Raw genomic sequence first — 15,754 nt, forward strand, 5'->3', positions numbered from 1 at the left:
GCTCTTGGGGAGTTCATAGGAATCCCTCATAGCATCACGCGCATTCCATGACGGGAACACTCAGAAAGCGCGCGGGCACACCATGAGCGAGAAGACGCAGAATCACGGCAAAGGCCACCACCACGACCACGAGGGCGAGATCGACGGAGGGCTGGCCCATGACCTGCCCATGTTCGCTCGGCGTCGGATGCTGAGACTGCTGGCCGGGGCGAGCATGGCCCCGCTGGTCGTGGCGTGTTCGTCGGACGAGTCGAGTGACGCCGGTACGTCCTCGTCGTCGTCCTCCTCCTCGTCCGCGGGGACCTCCTCCTCCGACTCGTCCTGCGAGGTCATCCCGCAGGAGACCGCCGGCCCGTACCCGGGCGACGGCTCCAACGGCCCGAACATCCTCAAGGAGAGCGGTGTCGTCCGGCAGGACATCACCAAGAGCTTCGGCTCGGCCAGCGGTGTCGCCGAGGGCATCCCGCTGACCGTCACCCTCACCATCGTCGACCAGTCCTCCGGCTGCGACACGCCCATGGCGGGCGCCGCCGTCTACCTCTGGCACTGCGACCGCGACGGCAACTACTCCCTCTACTCCGAGGGCATCACCGAGGAGAACTATCTGCGCGGCGTCCAGGAGGCCGACGACAAGGGCCAGGTCACCTTCACGTCGATCTTCCCCGCCTGCTACTCGGGCCGCTGGCCGCACATCCACTTCGAGGTCTACGGCAGCCTCGACGACGCCACCGCCGCCCAGAACATCGTCGCCACCTCGCAGCTCGCCTTCCCCAAGGACATCTGCGACACCGTGTACGCCACGGACGGCTACAGCCAGAGCGTCAACAACCTCGCCCAGCTCTCCCTGGAGACCGACAACATCTTCAGCGACGGCTACGACCAGCAGCTCGCCACCCTTGAGGGCGACACCGACAAGGGGTACACCGCCACCCTCACGGTGCCCGTGTAAGAGCCTGTGTCATATCCCCGGTCGGCTCACGCCACGCGGTCCAGGTGCGCGGTGTCCCCCCACCGCGCCAACCGCAGCCGTCCCCGTTCGTCGCCGTCCCACCGTGAGACGGAGGCGTTGGGGACGGGCGGCAGCCGGCCGGGGAACGTCGTGCCGAGCCCCGCGAACACCAGCCGCAGGGCGACGACGATCGCGTCATGGGCGACCACCAGCACACGGCGCCCGGACGCGACCCGGTCCAGCTCGTTCACCAGGTCCCGCACCCGCAGCACCACATCGGTCAACGCCTCCCCGCCCGGCGGCCGGTAGAACCGCTCCCCGACCCGCTCCCGCCGTGCCGCCTCCTCCGGCGACCGGGCCCGCATCGCGCTCGGCGGATGCATCTCGAACACCCCCATCTCCCGGTCCCGCAGCCGCTCGTCGAGGAGGAGAGGGAGAGGGGTGACCCCGGGGTGCGCCGCCATCGACGTCCAGGTCTGCACGGCGCGTGCGTAGGGGGAACAGACCACCAGGTCCGGCCCGCCGCCATCGCCGCCGCCGTCTTTTCCGTTCTCCGCGCGGGCCGACGCCAGCCATGCGCCCAACGCGCCGGCCTGGGCCCGGCCGAGTTCGGAGAGCGGTACGTCGGCGTCCCGGCCGGGCAGCGGTTCCGTCGAACCGGTCCGTTCCGCCTCCTCGTACGCCGCGTTCGCGGTGCTCTGTCCATGCCGTACCGCCCACACGGCGGCCAGGGAACAGGGGGCGACGAACTCGCCGGGAGCGTCGGACACTCGCACCTCCATGGGGGTTCCTGCCACGCAGGCGTAGGTTTCCCATGGTGTGCGCGTCGTATGTGCCGCCGCCGGATGCTCCTTCTGCCGACTTCTGCCGACTTCCGCCGGCGTTCCCGTCAGCGCGGGACCGGGGCCGCCGCCGTGTACGTCCGTCTCAGGAAGCGCATCAGGGCCTTGGTGTCGAACTGCATCACCTCGACGCCCTGCGACGAGTGGAACTCCATGACGGCCTGGACCCTGCCGAGGGGCCAGATGCTGATGGGGCCGTCGCTGGTGGGGGTGCGCAGGCCTCGTTCGAGGAGGTCGCGGGGGAACGTCCACTCGTGGGCGCCGAAGAGGTCGACATGGATGGTGGTGGGGGCGTCCTCGGGGTCGTAGCGGAGGACGACCGGCACGCTGTCACGGTCCTCGGGGGAGTCCGTGACCACATGGGCCCGGGCGTACTGCTCGACGGTGACGGACATCGGGCGGCTCCTCACGCTGAGTGACCTGGGCGGAAGCTGTGAATCTGCTGTCCGCCGTCTCCAATGTCGCACATTTTCGCCATGGCGCTGCTGGGAAGCCCGTGGGCCTGTGAGCCTGTGGGTGCGCCCCCCGTAATTGGGGTAGCGATGCTCTTGCAACATCCTCGCAATAGGGCTCTATCATCGTAAGGTTCCAGCCAGCCCGCGTACCGGAGAGCGAGCCTTCGTATGCACGTCCCCGACGGATTCATCAACGCCCCCGTCTCGGCGGTCGCCGGAGTCGTCGCCGCAGGTGCCGTCGCCGTGAGCCTGCGCGGGGCCCGCCGCGAACTGGACGAGCGCACGGCACCGCTCGCCGGGCTCGTCGCGGCGTTCATCTTCGCCGTGCAGATGCTGAACTTCCCGGTCGCCGCCGGAACCAGCGGGCACCTGTTGGGCGGTGCGCTCGCCGCGATACTCGTGGGCCCCTATACAGGGGTCCTGTGTGTGTCCGTGGTGCTCCTGATGCAGGGCATCCTCTTCGCCGACGGCGGTCTCACCGCCCTCGGCGTGAACATCACGATCATGGCCGTGGTGACATCGATCGTCGGATACGCCGTCTTCCGGGGGCTGGTCAAGGTCCTGCCGAAGACACGGCGGTCCGTCACCGTCTCCGCGTTCGTCGCCGCGCTGCTCTCCGTGCCCTCCGCCGCCGCCGCGTTCACCCTCGTCTACGCGATCGGCGGCACCACGGACGTACCGATCGGGTCCGTCCTCACCGCCATGGTCGGCGTGCACGTCCTGATCGGCATCGGCGAGGCCGCGATCACCGCCCTCACCGTCGGCGCCGTCATCGCCGTACGGCCGGATCTCGTCCATGGCGCCCGCGGTCTGACCGCCCCCCTCAAGCTCCGCGTCAACGGCGAACTCGTCGACGCGCCCGCACCCGTGCCCGCGCCGGTCGCCGCGCGCTCGCCCCGCAAGCTGCTGCTGGCCGGACTCGGCACGTCCCTCCTCCTCGCCGGTGTCGTCAGCTTCTACGCCTCCGCCGATCCGGACGGCCTGGAGAAGGTCGCCGCCGACAAGGGCTTCGACGCCAAGGCCGAGGAGCACGCCGCCGCCGACTCGCCGCTCGCCGACTACGGCATCGAGGGCCTCACCGACGCCCGGCTCTCCGGCGGTCTCGCGGGCGTGATCGGCGTCGGCGTCACGGTCGTCGCCGGGACCGGGATCTTCTGGACCGTACGCAAGCGCCGTACGGGCGAGGGGACTTCGGAGTCTTCGGGTACGCCGGGGTCTTCGGGTTCCTCCGCATCCGTCGCCGAGAGCGCCTGAGATGGGAGCGGGCCACGCCCACCGGCTCTACCGGCACGCGCACTCACCCGTCCACTTGCTCCCACCGCACACCAAACTCGCGGCCGTCTTCGCCTTCGTGGTCGTCGTGGTGTCGACGCCGCGCGAGGCGATGTGGGCGTTCGGGCTGTACGCCGTGCTGCTGGGCGGCGTCGCGTACGCGGCCCGCGTGCCCGCGCTCTTCCTCCTCCGAAGGCTGCTGATCGAGATCCCGTTCGTCGCCTTCGCCGTGCTGATGCCGTTCGTGGCACAGGGCGAACGCGTCGAGGTGCTGGGGATGTCGCTCAGCGTCAACGGGCTGTGGGGTGCCTGGAACGTTCTGGCCAAGGGGACGCTGGGCGTCGCCGCCTCCGTCCTGCTCGCCGCCACCACCGAACTGCGGGAGCTGCTGCTGGGACTGCAACGGCTCAAACTCCCGCCGCTGCTCGTCCAGATCGCCTCGTTCATGATCCGGTACGGGGATGTGATCACCGATGAGATGCGGAGGATGCGCATCGCCCGGGAGTCACGGGGGTTCGAGGCGAGCGGCGTACGGCACTGGGGGGTGCTCGCCAAGTCGGCCGGGGCGCTGTTCATCCGCTCGTACGAACGGGGAGAGCGCGTTCATCTGGCCATGATCAGCCGGGGGTACGCGGGCACCATGCCCGTCATCGACGAGGTGACCGCGTCCCGGGCGCAGTGGTCGTACGCCTTCGCCCTCCCGTTCGCCGCGCTCGTCGTATGTCTGTTGGGATGGATTCTGTGACCACCACAGCCAGTGATTCCGCCGCCGATTCCGCCGAGAGTGCTTCCGCCGCCGGTGACTTGGCCGGGGCTTCCGTGCCGCCGTCGCTCGATGTCGCCGGGCTCGCCTTCGCCTACCCGGACGGGCATCAGGCGCTCTTCGGCGTCGACTTCAGGATCGGTCGGGGCGAGCGGGTGGCGCTGCTCGGGCCGAACGGGGCCGGCAAGACCACCCTCGTCCTCCATCTCAACGGCATCCTCACCGGGGGCGCCGGGACCGTGACCGTCGCCGGGCTGCCCGTCGGCAAGCGGCACATGGCCGAGATCCGGCGGAAGGTCGGGATCGTCTTCCAGGACCCGGACGATCAGCTGTTCATGCCGACGGTCAGGGAGGACGTGGCCTTCGGGCCCGCCGCGGCCGGGATCAAGGACGCCGAGCTGGAGGCCCGGGTGGACCGGGCGCTCGATCGAGTGGGCATGGCCGAGTTCAAGGAACGGCCGCCGCATCATCTGTCGTTCGGGCAGCGGAGGCGGGTGGCCGTCGCCACCGTGCTCGCCATGGAGCCGGAGATCCTCGTCCTCGACGAGCCGTCGTCCAATCTCGACCCCGCGTCGCGGCGTGAACTCGCCGACATCCTGCGGTCGTTGGACGTGACGGTGCTCATGGTCACGCACGATCTGCCGTACGCGCTTGAGCTGTGTCCGCGGTCGCTGATCCTGAGCGAGGGGGTCATCGCCGCCGATGGTCCCACCGGGGAACTCCTCGCCGACGACGCGTTGATGCGGGAGCATCGGCTGGAGCTGCCGTTCGGCTTCCGTCCGCAGTGGGGCGCGTGACGAAACAGGAGGGTGATGTCGGGTGGGAGCCTAATAGGCGTGGCGTGACCTTGGGTTACCTTTAGTTACTACCCCCTGGTAACTTCCCGCTTCGTACCGGTCGGTATCTTGTGCGCGATGTACTTGTGTGCGCTTGATTTGGGGGAGGGCGATCGATGACTGAGGATGCTGCTGGTGGGGACCGGTCCGACACTCGGCCGTTGAAGATCATGTATGTCGCCGAGGCCACCGCGCACGGAGGGCGGGACGGGTACATCACCAGTCAGGACGGGCAGATCGATCTCAAGGTCGCGATGCCTCCGCAGCTGGGCGGGGACGGTGACGGGACGAACCCCGAGCAGCTGTTCGCGGCCGGGTACAGCTCCTGCTTCCACAGCGCGCTCGTCCTCGTCGGCCGCCGCGAGGGGTACGACCTGACCGGGTCGACCGTCGCCGCGAAGGTCGGCATCGGGCCCAACAAGCAGCGCGGTTACGGTCTCGCCGTCGCCCTCAGCGTCTCCCTCCCCGTCATCGACCAAGAGGTAGCCGCCCAACTCGTCGACGCCGCCCACCAGGTCTGCCCGTACTCCAACGCCACCCGCGACAACATCGACGTCACCATCGTGCTGGGCTGAGGAATCCGCCGCCCCGCGCGTGTGTTCCACTCGATGCCGTCCAGCGAGCGGACGTCGGGTGAGCGAACAGGGAGTGCGGGCGTGGACGTGAACGGCGTGGTGGCCGAGGGCTTCGAGCCGGTCCGGGAGGCGTTCGTACGGAACTTCGAGGTGCTCGGGGAGCGGGGCGCGGCCGTGGTCGTGTACCGGCACGGGCGCAAGGTCGTCGATCTGTGGGCCGGGACCCGGGACGTCGACGGTGCCGAGCCCTGGCAGCGCGGTACCGCGCAGATCATGCGCTCGGCGACGAAGGGCGTGGCCGCCGCTGTACCGCTGATGCTGGCCGAGCGCGGTGAACTGGACCTGGACGCGCCGGTGGGGCGGTACTGGCCGGAGTTCAAGGCGCAGGGCAAGGACGGGGTGCTGGTGCGGCATGTGCTGAACCACCGGGCCGGCCTGCCGGTCCTCGACCACCCTCTCACTCCCGTCGACGCGCTGGACCCGCGCCGGGGACCCGAGGCGGTCGTCGCGCAGCGCCCCGCCTGGGAGCCCGGCACCGACCACGGCTATCACCCGCTGACCTACGGCTGGCTCCTCGACGAGGTGGTGCGGCGGGTCACGGGCCGGGGGACCGGGGAGTGGATCGCCTCCGAGATCGCCGGGCCGCTGGGTCTTGACCTGTGGCTGGGACTGCCGGACGCGGTCGCGGCGGAGGGCCGGGTGGGGCGCGCGGGCCGGCTGGAGGCCGCGCCGGAGCCGCCGGGCGCGCTACGGCTGCGGCCGAAGAAGGCCGTCACCGAGGCCTACGACGACCCCGGCTCCCTCACCCGCCGCGCCTTCGCCGCGATCACCCCGTTCCCGGACCAGAACGACCCCGCGTACCGCGCCACCGCCCTCCCCGCGACCAACGGCATCGCCACCGCCCAGGCCCTGGCCCGTTTCTACGCGGCGCTCATCGGCGAGGTCGACGGCCTACGGCTGTTCGGGCCCACGACTCTGGAGGCGGCCCGCGCCGAGGAGTCCTCCGGACCCGACCGGACCCTCGTCATCAACACCCGCTTCGGCCTCGGCTACATGCTCCACGGCAGCGCCTCGCCCCTCCTCGCCGCCGGCTCCTTCGGCCACCCCGGCCGCGGCGGCCCCCTCGGCTTCGCCGACCCCGAGTCCGGTATCGCCTTCGGCTACCTCACCAACGGCTACCGCAAGACGGTCACGGCCGACCCGAGGGCCCAGGCACTGGCACGGGCAGTGGGCCGGAGCCTGTAGCCCCCGGCCGGGAGGTTGTGGGGGCGCGGCTCGTGGCTCCGGGGCGCACAGAGAGTTGTGGGGGCGCGCCTCCGGGCAGAGGAGTAGAGGCGCGCCCCGGATCGCGGGGCCGAGCCGACCACGGCGTCCCCACGCGGTTCGCACCGCGAGGGTCACCGCGTGAGCGCGACCGACCCCACGACCACAACCGCCGACCCACGCCCCACCCCCGAGCTCCGAGAAACCCGGGTCCCCTGGCGGGAGCGAGCCCGACGGTCGTGCGTGATGTCGGGAGGGGGTGCTGCCGGAGGCGGGGCGGACGAGCGCGCAGCGCCTCGTCCAGGGGCGCGGGGAACTGCGCGACCAGCCAAACTCAGCCCGCGGCCGCCACCAAAACAGCATCCCCCGAGCTATTAGGCGCCCGGCGGCCGCCCTTTCCCACCGGCGCCCCAGCACTCCCCCGTGGTGCCCTGGCACGATCCCGTAGATCCGGACGGCCGCCCTCCGCAGCGGCGATCACCAGGATGCGCCAAAGATCCCCACTCTGTCGTTGGCACACAGTGCACAGTCACTTGGCAAGGAGTCCACGCTCAACCTCCACCGCGACGCGCGGCCCCCGCCGGCGCAATTCGCTCGGCGACACCCCGTACGCCGAGCGGAAGGCCCGGCTGAACTCGGCGGCGCGTGGGAAACCCCAACGCGCCGCGATCGCGTGGATCGGCGTGGCACGCAGGACCGGGTCCGGCGCGGTCAGCTCACGGTGGGCGTTGCGCAGCCGCTGGTCGCGGACGTACGCGGCGACCGTGAGGCCCTCCGCCTGGAAGAGGCGGTGCAGATAGCTGCGCGAGATGTGATGGGCGGCGGCGATCGTGGCGGGGGTGAGGTCCGGGTCGCTGAGATGACGGCGGATGAACGACTTCACCGTCAGCGTCAGCATGCGGCCGTGCGTCTCCGGCGGCAGCCGGGGGTCCGTCTCCACGGTGTGGGCGAACAGCGCGGTCACCAGATCGGTGACGACCGTACCCAGCCGGGCCGCGTCCGAGGGCCGGTACGGGACGGTGTCCGCCGCCAGCTGCGTCAGGAACTGCGCCAGCAGTGCCCCGATCCCGTCCCGCCCCGACAGCCGGCTCCCGATCACCCGGTTCGCCTTGCGCGCGGGCAGCGCCACCAGCGAGCGCGGTATCTCGACGCCGACCATGGTGACCGGGTCGGCGCCGGTCCGGACGTCGAACGCCACCGACGAGCAGCTGATGTGGAAGTCCTGCATCCCGTACGTGCTCTCGTGGGTGCCCCAGCTGGCCGCGCCCTCGCCCCGGAGCAGCAGGGAGAGATGGAACGTCTCCGGGTCGGACTGGCGGATCAGCTTCGGGGTGCGGTGGAAGACCAGCGGGTCGAAGGTGGCCGGCCAGACCGCGACCTCGCCGAGGGCGATGAGGCGTTGGTGGGCGAAGTAGTCGTCGGCGGGCGCCGGGGCGGCCTTGGCCAGACGGGTCAGGTTCATGGGGGCGTGCGTCTGGCTCATCAATACCGACCAGGCCTCGAACCGGTCGGTCACCGGGAGGTCCACGGTCTGGAAGACGACCTCGTGCAGCACCGTCGTAGTCAACCACAGGGCGCTCCACGGGATGTCGGGCGCCCGGCGGGAGAGCGAACGCCGCAGCGTACGGCCGCGCCGGGCCGTCCCCAGGACACGGATGCCCTCGGCTGCCCCGGCCGTCCCCCCGTGCACGACTGCCCGCGGCTGCGTGGGACCACGGGCAGCCGTGCGGTCGGTTTCGCTCTACCTGACCACGGGGCTACCTGGGCACAGGGCCACCTGGCCCCCGGGCTACATGGCGATCGGGTGGGACGTACGCCCCGACGCCTCGTCTATCTCGTCGTGGGCCTTCGTCAGGAGCTTCATGGCCAGCTCGTTGAGTGCCCTGGCACCGGCTATCTCCTCGCCGACCCTCGGCTGATTGGAGTCGGTGTGGTGGCGGCTGGCGTAACCCTGGGCCCGTACCTCTTTCCCGTCGGGAAGGCGTACGAGGGCAGCCGCCCGGGTGCGCTGTTGGTCCTCCTGGAACTCCAGCTCGACATGCCATCCGACAGCGGTGTGCATCATGACGATCACCTCCGGAACCGCTCTCTCCAGAGTGCTCCTCCGCGCCCGTGGATGCACGGCCTGACCGCGTCCGGAGCCCGGTTCCGGCTGCCGGCGGACGCGTACGCCTCACCCGGCCCTCAGCATCAGACCGATGCCCAGCACCAGCAGCCCCGCCGCCACGATCCTCGGCGCCCCGAACCGCTCCTTGAAGAGCACCGCCCCGATCGCCGCCCCGACGATGATCGACGACTCCCGCAGCGCCGCGATCGGCGCCAGCGTCGCCCTGGTCTGGGCCCACAGGACCAGGCCGTACGCCCCGACGGACAGCGCCGCGCCGAGGAACCCCACGGCGGCGAACGGGCGGAGCCGGGCGAACGTCTCGCCGCGCCAGCGCCAGATCGCGTACGCCGGGACCGACACGCTCATCGCCATCAGCCAGGCCGTGAAGCCGATCGCCGAGCCCGAGGCCCGTACGCCCAGGCCGTCCACCACCGTGTACGCGGCGATCGACAGGCCCGTCGCCAGCGCCGCGCCGATCGCCGCCCATCGCGGCCGGCTGCCGCGCAGGCCCCACAGCGCGACCCCGGTCAGCCCCGCGCAGCTCAGCAGGATGCCGGCCGCCGCCCAGCCGTTCGGCACCTCGCTCGCGAAGACGGCGGCGAGGACCGTGACCACGAGCGGCGCGGAGCCGCGCGCGAGGGGGTACGCCTGGCCGAAGTCGCCCAGCCTGAACGACGTCATGAGCAGGACGTAGTACACGACGTGGATCACCGTCGAGGCGATCAGATACGGCCAGGCGGCGGGCTGCGGGAACGGTACGAAGGGGAGCGCGGCGAGGCCGATGAGCGCGCCGCCGCCGGATATGAGGGCGAAGCCGACCAGCTTGTCCGTGATGTTGTGGGCGATCGCGTTCCAGGAGGCATGGGTGACCGCGGCCAGCAGGACGGCCGCGGTGACCAGCGGCGTCATGCGGAGGGGGGTGCGTTGTGTGTGCCGTCGGCCTGGGGCTCGTGGTCGGTTCGGGCCTCCCTGACGTCCACCGTCGTGGCGCCCGCGTGGGCGATCAGTGACCCGGGGTCCATGGGGAAGACGGTGTACGGGGTGCCTGCCGCCGCCCAGACGATCTCGTGGGCGAGGAGGGAACGGTCGGCCAGGACGCGGGTCTTCGTACGGTGGCCGAAGGGCGGGACTCCGCCGATCGCGTAGCCCGTGGTCTCGCGTACGACGTCCGCCTTGGCGCGGGTGACCTTCTCGGCGCCGAGTTCGCGGCGGAGCAGTTCGGTGTCCACGCGGGAGGCGCCGTCCATCAGGACCAGGACGGGGATGCCGTCCGCGGCGAAGATCAGGGACTTGCAGATTTCGCTGGGGTCGCAGCCCAGGGCCGTGGCGGCTTCTGCGGCTGTGCGGGTTGCTTCCGGGAAGTGGCGGATGTGGGGATGGAGGTGGGTGAGGCCGAGGGTGGTGAGGGCTTCGGTGAAGCGGGGGTGGGCTGGGGAGAGGGTCATGGCGGGACACGGTAGCGGTGGGTGTACGGGGCATGCGACTGGGTTTGTGACGGGGTTTGTTCGCCCCCGCCGCCCTTACCCTTCCCGTCCACCAGGGGCTGTGCCCCTTTGACCCCCCTCCGCCTAGTAGCTCGGGGGTGCGTGTGGTTTCGCGGGTGCGGCGTGTGTCGTGGTTGCTCGCGCAGTTCCCCGCGCCCCTTTCGGGGTGCGGTCCCTTCGGAGAGCGTCGCCCTCGTTTCAGGCAGAGAGACGGGACTGGACCCTTGTCTTCCTCTCCCCGACTATCGGGGGATGACTGAGACTTCGGGGCATTCGGGAGAGGACGGTGGGCGGGCGTTTCTCATCCTGCATGGGTGGCAGAACCGTCGGCCCGTCGGGCATTGGCAGTACTGGCTTGCCGATCGGCTGAGTGAGCTGGGGTGCGAGGTGGTGTATCCGCAGTTGCCGGAGCCGGATGATCCGGATCTGGAGCGGTGGCTCGCTGAGCTGGATGTGCTGTTGGGGGAGTTGTCGGGGCGGCGGGTGACCGTCGTCTGCCACAGCTTGGCCTGTTTGTTGTGGTTGCACGCGGTCGGCCGGGACGACGTGCTGTCCGGCCGTACCGTCGAACGGGTGCTGCTCGTCGCCCCGCCCGCCCCCGAAGTCGCGCTGGAGCACCCGGAGATCGCCGAGTTCGCACCGCCGCCGCTGACGCCCGCGCGGGTGGCCGGGGCCGCCTCGTACACCCGGGTCGTCGGCAGCGACGACGACCCGTACTGCCCGCGGGGCGCCCTCTTCGCGTACGCCGAACCCCTGGGCCTTCCCGGCGACCTCATCCCCGGCGAGGCCCACCTCAACCCCGACTCCGGTTACGGCAGTTGGCCGTCGATGCTGGAGTGGTGTCTGGAGGCGAGGGCGGAGTCGTACGAGGCGATGCCGATCCGGAGCCGGAAGGAATAGCGCCCTAAGGCCCGGCCTCAGCTCGTGCCCGCCTTCAGGAGGGCGGCGACGATCGGGCCGGCCGACTCGCTGCCGTGGCCGCCCTCCTGGACGACACCGGCTGAGGCGAGGTCGCCCTTCCAGGCGGTGAACCAGCCGTTGGGCTCCTCCTGGCCGTCGACCTCGGCGGAGCCGGTCTTGGCGCCGTAGTCCGGGCCGAGGCCCGCCATGGCCTCGGCCGCCGTACCGGCCGCGGCGGTGTACTGGAGGAGTTCGCGCAGCTGGGAGCGGACCGTCTCGGACATGGGGCGGGAGGCGGTGGCGAGGGTCCGGCCGTCGACCGACGGGGGGACCAGATAGGGCTGCCTGAAGACGCCCGTCTTGGCCGTCGAGACGACGGAGGCCATGTTCAGGGGGTTCATACGGACCCCGCCCTGGCCGATGAGGGAGGCGGCCATCGGGGCGTCGCTCTGCACCGGCACCGAGCCGTCGAAGGTGGACACCCCGATCGCCCAGTTGTCGCGCCCGAGCCCGAAGACCTCCTGGGCCTCCAGGGTCAGGGAGTCGTCGTCGAGCTTCTTCGCCTGGGAGATGAAGGCCGTGTTGCAGGAACGCGCGAAGCTGGCCTTGAACGTGCCGCCCTTGATCTCGAACTTGTCGTCGTTCTGGAACTTCCAGCCCCCGTACGACGAGTACTTCGGGCAGGGGTGGACCTTGTTCGCCGAGGCCAGGCCCTTGTCGATGAGGAGGGCCGACGACACGATCTTCATCGTGGAACCGGGGGCGAGGGAGCCCTGGAAGGCCACGTTGAAACCGTGGCCCGAGTTGGCCACGGCCAGGATCTCGCCGGTCGAGGGGCGCATCACGACCACCGAGGCCCGCTTCTTCGCCGCCACCTGAGCCTCGGCGGCGGCCTGCAGCGACGGGCTGAGCGTCGTCTTCACCTCACCCGGCGTGCCCTCGCTCAACTCCAGCAGGGTCTTGTCGGCGGCCTTCTCCTTCTCCGTCTCCGTCTTGGATTCGGCCTTCGAGGACTCGTCCGCAGACTCGTCGTCCTCCGCCTTCGCCCGTACGACCCGTAGCTCGATGCCCGACTTGCCGCCGGCCTTCTTGCCGTACTTCTCCCGGAGGCTGTCCAGCACCGTCCCGAGCGACGGGTACTTCTTGGTCGTCAGCTCGCCGCCGTCGCGGTCGAGGGCCGTCACCGGGGGCGTGCCCGCCTCGCCGGTCACCAGACGGTCGCCCTCGCCGAGGTCGGGGTGGACGACGGACGGCTGCCAGCCGACGGTCGGTTCACCGTCCTTCTCGGCCCGTACGACCGTCAGGGAGGACTTGTAGGTGAGGGGCTTGCTCGTGCCCTTGTAGGAGACCGTTCCCTTGACCGAGAACGCGACCTTGTCGCCCGTGCGCTTGCCGGGGGTGAGGGTGACGTCCTCGACGTGGGCGTCCTTCGTGAAACCGGTCAGCGCGGTCTTCGCGGCGGACGGGGCGTCGGTGGCCGCGGCGGCCTTGGTGACCTTGCCCTTCTGCCAGGCGGTGAGGAAGGTGGTGGCGGCGGTTCGGACCTCGGTGGCCGACAGGGGGCCGGACTTCACGGCCTTGGCGTCCGCCGCCGAGGCGTCCTCGGCGGCCGCGCCGCCGCCGAACACCGTGTACACCGCGAACGCGCCGCCGCCGAGGGCGACGGCCGCCATTCCGCCGAGTACGGCGGGGCGCCGCGCCTTCGCCGACCTCGCGGCCTTGCGCTCGTCGACACGCCTTCTCTTACCCACGCGGTTGACCTTCCGGTGCCTGCCCCCGACTGCCTCTCGTCATCATGACAACGAGGGGGACCACAGTAGTCACTCCGGGGGTGGGGGTGCCTAATAGCTCGGGGGCGGGGTGGTTTGGCGGGTGCGGGTGGGGTTGTGGCTGGTCGCGCCCACGCGGCGGAGCCGCATATGTCACAGCCCCGCGCCCCTTGAAAAACCGGCCTGCTGGCCTGCTTTTTCATCCCTCCCGCAGGCACCTGTTCTCAGGGCCCCGCGCTCGCCGCTTCAGGCTGCGGGCCCCGGCTTTTTGGGGCGCGGGGAACTGCGCGATCAGCCACAACGAACCCGCACCCCGCAACGCACCCCCAACCCAACGGCGCCCCCGCCTCGAAAAAATCTCCCCTTCATGTCGAGAACGCGTCGTCGGCTCCGTCCCCGGGGTGAGCGCGGCCAGAATGGGTCGCCCGAGTAGGTAGGAGAAGGATCATGGCCAAGTACCTGCTGCTGAAGCACTACCGGGGTGCTCCCGCCGCCGTGAACGACGTTCCGATGGAGCGGTGGACTCCGGAGGAGATCTCGGCGCATGTGCAGTACATGCGGGACTTCGCGGACCGGCTGGAGAAGACCGGGGAGTTCGTCGGCGAGACGGCGCTCGCGCCCGAGGGGGCGTGGGTGCGGTACGACGGGGAGGGGCGGCCGCCGGTCACCGACGGGCCGTTCGCCGAGACCAAGGACCTGATCGCCGGGTGGATGGTGATCGACGTCGACAGTTACGAGCGGGCCGTGGAGCTGGCCGGGGAACTGTCCGCCGCCCCCGGCGCGGGCGGGAAGCCGATCCACGAGTGGCTGGAGCTGCGCCCCTTCTGGACCGGGTCGCCCACCATCACGGAGTGACCCCGACATCACGGATGATCTCGACATCACGGATGACCTCGACCGTGTCCGACGCGCCTGAGAGGGGCGAGATCGTGTCCGAGATGGACGAGGCCCTGCTCAGGAGCCTCACGCCGGGTGTCCTCGCCGTTCTCGTCCGCCGCGGAGCAGACTTCGCGGCGGCCGAGGACGCCGTACAGGAGGCGCTGGTCGAGGCGGTTCGCGTCTGGCCGGCCGATCCGCCGCGCGATGCGAAGGGGTGGCTGGTCACCGTGGCGTGGCGGAAGTTCCTCGACCAGGCCCGGGCCGATGCCGCCCGGCGCCGCCGCGAGGACCTCGTGGAGGAGGAGCCCGGCCCCGGCCCCGCGCCCTCGGCGGACGACACCCTCCAGCTCTACTTCCTCTGCGCCCACCCCTCGCTGACACCGTCCTCGGCGGTCGCGCTGACGCTGCGGGCCGTCGGCGGGCTCACCACCCGGCAGATCGCCCAGGCCTATCTGGTGCCCGAGGCGACGATGGCGCAGCGCATCAGCCGGGCCAAGCGCACGGTCTCCGGCGTACGCCTGGACCGCCCCGGCGATGTCGCCACCGTCCTGCGCGTCCTCTACCTGGTCTTCAACGAGGGCTACTCCGGTGATGTCGACCTGGCCGCCGAGGCCATCCGGCTCACCCGGCAGCTGTCCGCCGCGATCGACCACCCCGAGGTGGCGGGGCTGCTCGCCCTGATGCTGCTGCACCATGCGCGGCGTGCGGCCCGGACCGGGGCCGACGGCGGGCTCGTACCGCTGGCCGAGCAGGATCGGAGCCGGTGGGACACGAAGCTGATCGCCGAGGGCATCGACATCCTCCAGGCTGCCCTCGCCCGCGATCGGCTGGGCGAGTTCCAGACGCAGGCCGCGATCGCGGCGCTCCACGCGGATGCGCCGACCGCCGGGGAGACGGACTGGGTGCAGATCGTGGAGTGGTACGACGAGCTGGTCCGCCTGACCGGCAGCCCGGTCGCCCGCCTCAACCGCGCGGTGGCCGTCGGCGAGGCGGACGGCCCCCGGGCGGGCCTGGCGGCGCTGGCGGAACTGGACCCGTCCCTGCCCCGCTACGTGGCGGTGGCGGCCCACCTCCACGAACGGGCCGGCGACCTGCCGCAGGCGGCCCGCCTCTACAAGGAGGCCGCCCAAAAGGCCCCCAACCTCCCCGAACACAACCACCTGACCCGCCAGGCGGCCCGCCTCAACAGGAGATTGGGCGAGTGAGCAGGAGATTGGGCGAGTGAGGGGGTGGGTGGTCGGGGTGGGTGAGTATGCGCGGGCGGGTGGGGGCTGATCGCGCAGTTCCCCGCGCCCCTAAAAGACCAGGGCCTGCGGCCCTGAAACCCGGGCACGCGTCCGTGAGGACGGGCCTGCGGCCCTGGAATCCGATTGCGCGGCTGTGGGGGCGGGCATCGGCCCTGGAATCCGATTGCGCGGCGGTGGGGACGGGCCTGCGGCCCTGGAATCCGGGCGCGCGGCTGTGAGGACGGGCCTGCGGTCGTGAAAACCAGGTGCGCGGCTGTGGGGGATCGGGCCTGCGGCACTGAAAACCAGTTGGGCGGCGGTGAGGACGGGCCTGCGGTCCTGAGAGACCGGGCACCTGTGGCTCTGAGGACGGGTGCCTGCGGGGGTGATGAAAAAGCTGGCCGCAGGCCGGTTTTTCAGGGGCGCGGGGAACT

General features: G+C 71.0%; 16 protein-coding genes. 9 read left to right on the forward strand and 7 right to left on the reverse strand.

The window, feature by feature from the left end:
- The first annotated feature begins 82 nt into the window (after positions 1 to 82).
- Positions 83 to 949: an intradiol ring-cleavage dioxygenase gene (locus tag ACWD4G_RS08490; protein ID WP_451291497.1), complete on the forward strand. Its 867-nt coding sequence runs from the start codon at positions 83 to 85 to the stop codon at positions 947 to 949.
- Between the two features lie 26 nt (positions 950 to 975).
- Here the strand turns inward: ACWD4G_RS08490 and ACWD4G_RS08495 are convergent, their stop codons facing one another.
- Both ACWD4G_RS08495 and ACWD4G_RS08500 read right to left on the reverse strand, forming a co-directional pair.
- Entirely contained in the window at positions 976 to 1,731 is a 756-nt protein-coding gene (locus ACWD4G_RS08495; protein ID WP_451291498.1) for a histidine phosphatase family protein, read from the reverse strand.
- A gap of 107 nt (positions 1,732 to 1,838) precedes the next feature.
- Positions 1,839 to 2,186, reverse strand: a complete 348-nt coding sequence (locus tag ACWD4G_RS08500; RefSeq protein WP_451291500.1) for an SsgA family sporulation/cell division regulator — start codon at positions 2,184 to 2,186, stop codon at positions 1,839 to 1,841.
- A gap of 228 nt (positions 2,187 to 2,414) precedes the next feature.
- Between ACWD4G_RS08500 and ACWD4G_RS08505 the strand changes: the two genes are divergently transcribed.
- From ACWD4G_RS08505 to ACWD4G_RS08525, 5 genes are all read left to right on the forward strand, one after another.
- Positions 2,415 to 3,500: an energy-coupling factor ABC transporter permease gene (locus tag ACWD4G_RS08505; RefSeq protein WP_451291502.1), complete on the forward strand. Its 1,086-nt coding sequence runs from the start codon at positions 2,415 to 2,417 to the stop codon at positions 3,498 to 3,500.
- Between the two features lies 1 nt (position 3,501).
- Positions 3,502 to 4,263 carry a cobalt ECF transporter T component CbiQ gene (gene cbiQ, locus ACWD4G_RS08510; protein ID WP_451291504.1) on the forward strand — a complete coding sequence of 254 codons (762 nt, stop codon included), beginning with the start codon at positions 3,502 to 3,504 and terminating at the stop codon, positions 4,261 to 4,263.
- A complete protein-coding gene (locus tag ACWD4G_RS08515; protein WP_451291506.1) occupies positions 4,251 to 5,078 on the forward strand; it encodes an energy-coupling factor ABC transporter ATP-binding protein in 828 nt (275 codons plus the stop codon). Before cbiQ ends, ACWD4G_RS08515 begins: the two co-directional genes overlap by 13 nt.
- Positions 5,079 to 5,233: 155 nt before the next feature.
- The gene (locus tag ACWD4G_RS08520; RefSeq protein WP_451291508.1) at positions 5,234 to 5,692 is read left to right on the forward strand and encodes an organic hydroperoxide resistance protein; all 459 of its coding nucleotides are present in this window, start codon (positions 5,234 to 5,236) and stop codon (positions 5,690 to 5,692) included.
- A gap of 81 nt (positions 5,693 to 5,773) precedes the next feature.
- Positions 5,774 to 6,937: a serine hydrolase domain-containing protein gene (locus ACWD4G_RS08525; RefSeq protein WP_451291510.1), complete on the forward strand. Its 1,164-nt coding sequence runs from the start codon at positions 5,774 to 5,776 to the stop codon at positions 6,935 to 6,937.
- Positions 6,938 to 7,484: 547 nt separating this feature from the next.
- Here the strand turns inward: ACWD4G_RS08525 and ACWD4G_RS08530 are convergent.
- The 4 genes from ACWD4G_RS08530 to ACWD4G_RS08545 all read right to left on the reverse strand — a co-directional run bounded on the left by ACWD4G_RS08530 (position 7,485) and on the right by ACWD4G_RS08545 (position 10,507).
- Positions 7,485 to 8,510, reverse strand: coding sequence for an AraC family transcriptional regulator (locus ACWD4G_RS08530; RefSeq protein ID WP_451291700.1), 1,026 nt, complete (start codon positions 8,508 to 8,510; stop codon positions 7,485 to 7,487).
- A gap of 234 nt (positions 8,511 to 8,744) precedes the next feature.
- Positions 8,745 to 9,020 carry a DUF1876 domain-containing protein gene (locus ACWD4G_RS08535; RefSeq protein ID WP_451291512.1) on the reverse strand — a complete coding sequence of 92 codons (276 nt, stop codon included), beginning with the start codon at positions 9,018 to 9,020 and terminating at the stop codon, positions 8,745 to 8,747.
- A 108-nt stretch (positions 9,021 to 9,128) separates the two neighbouring features.
- Positions 9,129 to 9,971, reverse strand: a complete 843-nt coding sequence (locus ACWD4G_RS08540; RefSeq protein ID WP_451291514.1) for an EamA family transporter — start codon at positions 9,969 to 9,971, stop codon at positions 9,129 to 9,131.
- Complete coding sequence (locus ACWD4G_RS08545) at positions 9,968 to 10,507, reverse strand: YbaK/EbsC family protein (protein WP_451291516.1); 540 nt, start codon at positions 10,505 to 10,507, stop codon at positions 9,968 to 9,970. Before ACWD4G_RS08545 ends, ACWD4G_RS08540 begins: the two co-directional genes overlap by 4 nt.
- Positions 10,508 to 10,798: 291 nt before the next feature.
- Here ACWD4G_RS08545 and ACWD4G_RS08550 point away from each other — a divergent pair, with 291 nt between their 5' ends.
- Entirely contained in the window at positions 10,799 to 11,446 is a 648-nt protein-coding gene (locus ACWD4G_RS08550) for an RBBP9/YdeN family alpha/beta hydrolase (RefSeq protein ID WP_451291518.1), read from the forward strand.
- Positions 11,447 to 11,463: 17 nt separating this feature from the next.
- Here ACWD4G_RS08550 and ACWD4G_RS08555 read toward each other — a convergent pair whose 3' ends face one another.
- Positions 11,464 to 13,197 (reverse strand): penicillin-binding transpeptidase domain-containing protein, encoded by a 1,734-nt coding sequence (locus ACWD4G_RS08555; protein ID WP_451291519.1) that lies wholly within the window; start codon positions 13,195 to 13,197, stop codon positions 11,464 to 11,466.
- Positions 13,198 to 13,662: 465 nt separating this feature from the next.
- Here ACWD4G_RS08555 and ACWD4G_RS08560 point away from each other — a divergent pair, with 465 nt between their 5' ends.
- Positions 13,663 to 14,070, forward strand: coding sequence for a YciI family protein (locus tag ACWD4G_RS08560; protein ID WP_451291521.1), 408 nt, complete (start codon positions 13,663 to 13,665; stop codon positions 14,068 to 14,070).
- Between the two features lie 83 nt (positions 14,071 to 14,153).
- Positions 14,154 to 15,299, forward strand: a complete 1,146-nt coding sequence (locus ACWD4G_RS08565; RefSeq protein WP_451291702.1) for an RNA polymerase sigma factor — start codon at positions 14,154 to 14,156, stop codon at positions 15,297 to 15,299.
- Positions 15,300 to 15,754: the final 455 nt, after the last annotated feature.

The organism is Streptomyces sp. NPDC002643 (assembly GCF_053592555.1).

Coding starts and splice junctions, on each gene's coding strand:
- ACWD4G_RS08490 (WP_451291497.1), top strand. CDS start 83: ATGAGCGAGAAGACGCAGAATCACGGCAAAGGCCACCACCACGACCAC.
- ACWD4G_RS08500 (WP_451291500.1), bottom strand. CDS start 2,186: ATGTCCGTCACCGTCGAGCAGTACGCCCGGGCCCATGTGGTCACGGAC.
- ACWD4G_RS08550 (WP_451291518.1), top strand. CDS start 10,799: ATGACTGAGACTTCGGGGCATTCGGGAGAGGACGGTGGGCGGGCGTTT.
- ACWD4G_RS08535 (WP_451291512.1), bottom strand. CDS start 9,020: ATGATGCACACCGCTGTCGGATGGCATGTCGAGCTGGAGTTCCAGGAG.
- ACWD4G_RS08495 (WP_451291498.1), bottom strand. CDS start 1,731: ATGGAGGTGCGAGTGTCCGACGCTCCCGGCGAGTTCGTCGCCCCCTGT.
- ACWD4G_RS08540 (WP_451291514.1), bottom strand. CDS start 9,971: ATGACGCCGCTGGTCACCGCGGCCGTCCTGCTGGCCGCGGTCACCCAT.
- cbiQ (WP_451291504.1), top strand. CDS start 3,502: ATGGGAGCGGGCCACGCCCACCGGCTCTACCGGCACGCGCACTCACCC.
- ACWD4G_RS08520 (WP_451291508.1), top strand. CDS start 5,234: ATGACTGAGGATGCTGCTGGTGGGGACCGGTCCGACACTCGGCCGTTG.
- ACWD4G_RS08560 (WP_451291521.1), top strand. CDS start 13,663: ATGGCCAAGTACCTGCTGCTGAAGCACTACCGGGGTGCTCCCGCCGCC.
- ACWD4G_RS08515 (WP_451291506.1), top strand. CDS start 4,251: ATGGATTCTGTGACCACCACAGCCAGTGATTCCGCCGCCGATTCCGCC.
- ACWD4G_RS08505 (WP_451291502.1), top strand. CDS start 2,415: ATGCACGTCCCCGACGGATTCATCAACGCCCCCGTCTCGGCGGTCGCC.
- ACWD4G_RS08565 (WP_451291702.1), top strand. CDS start 14,154: ATGGACGAGGCCCTGCTCAGGAGCCTCACGCCGGGTGTCCTCGCCGTT.
- ACWD4G_RS08545 (WP_451291516.1), bottom strand. CDS start 10,507: ATGACCCTCTCCCCAGCCCACCCCCGCTTCACCGAAGCCCTCACCACC.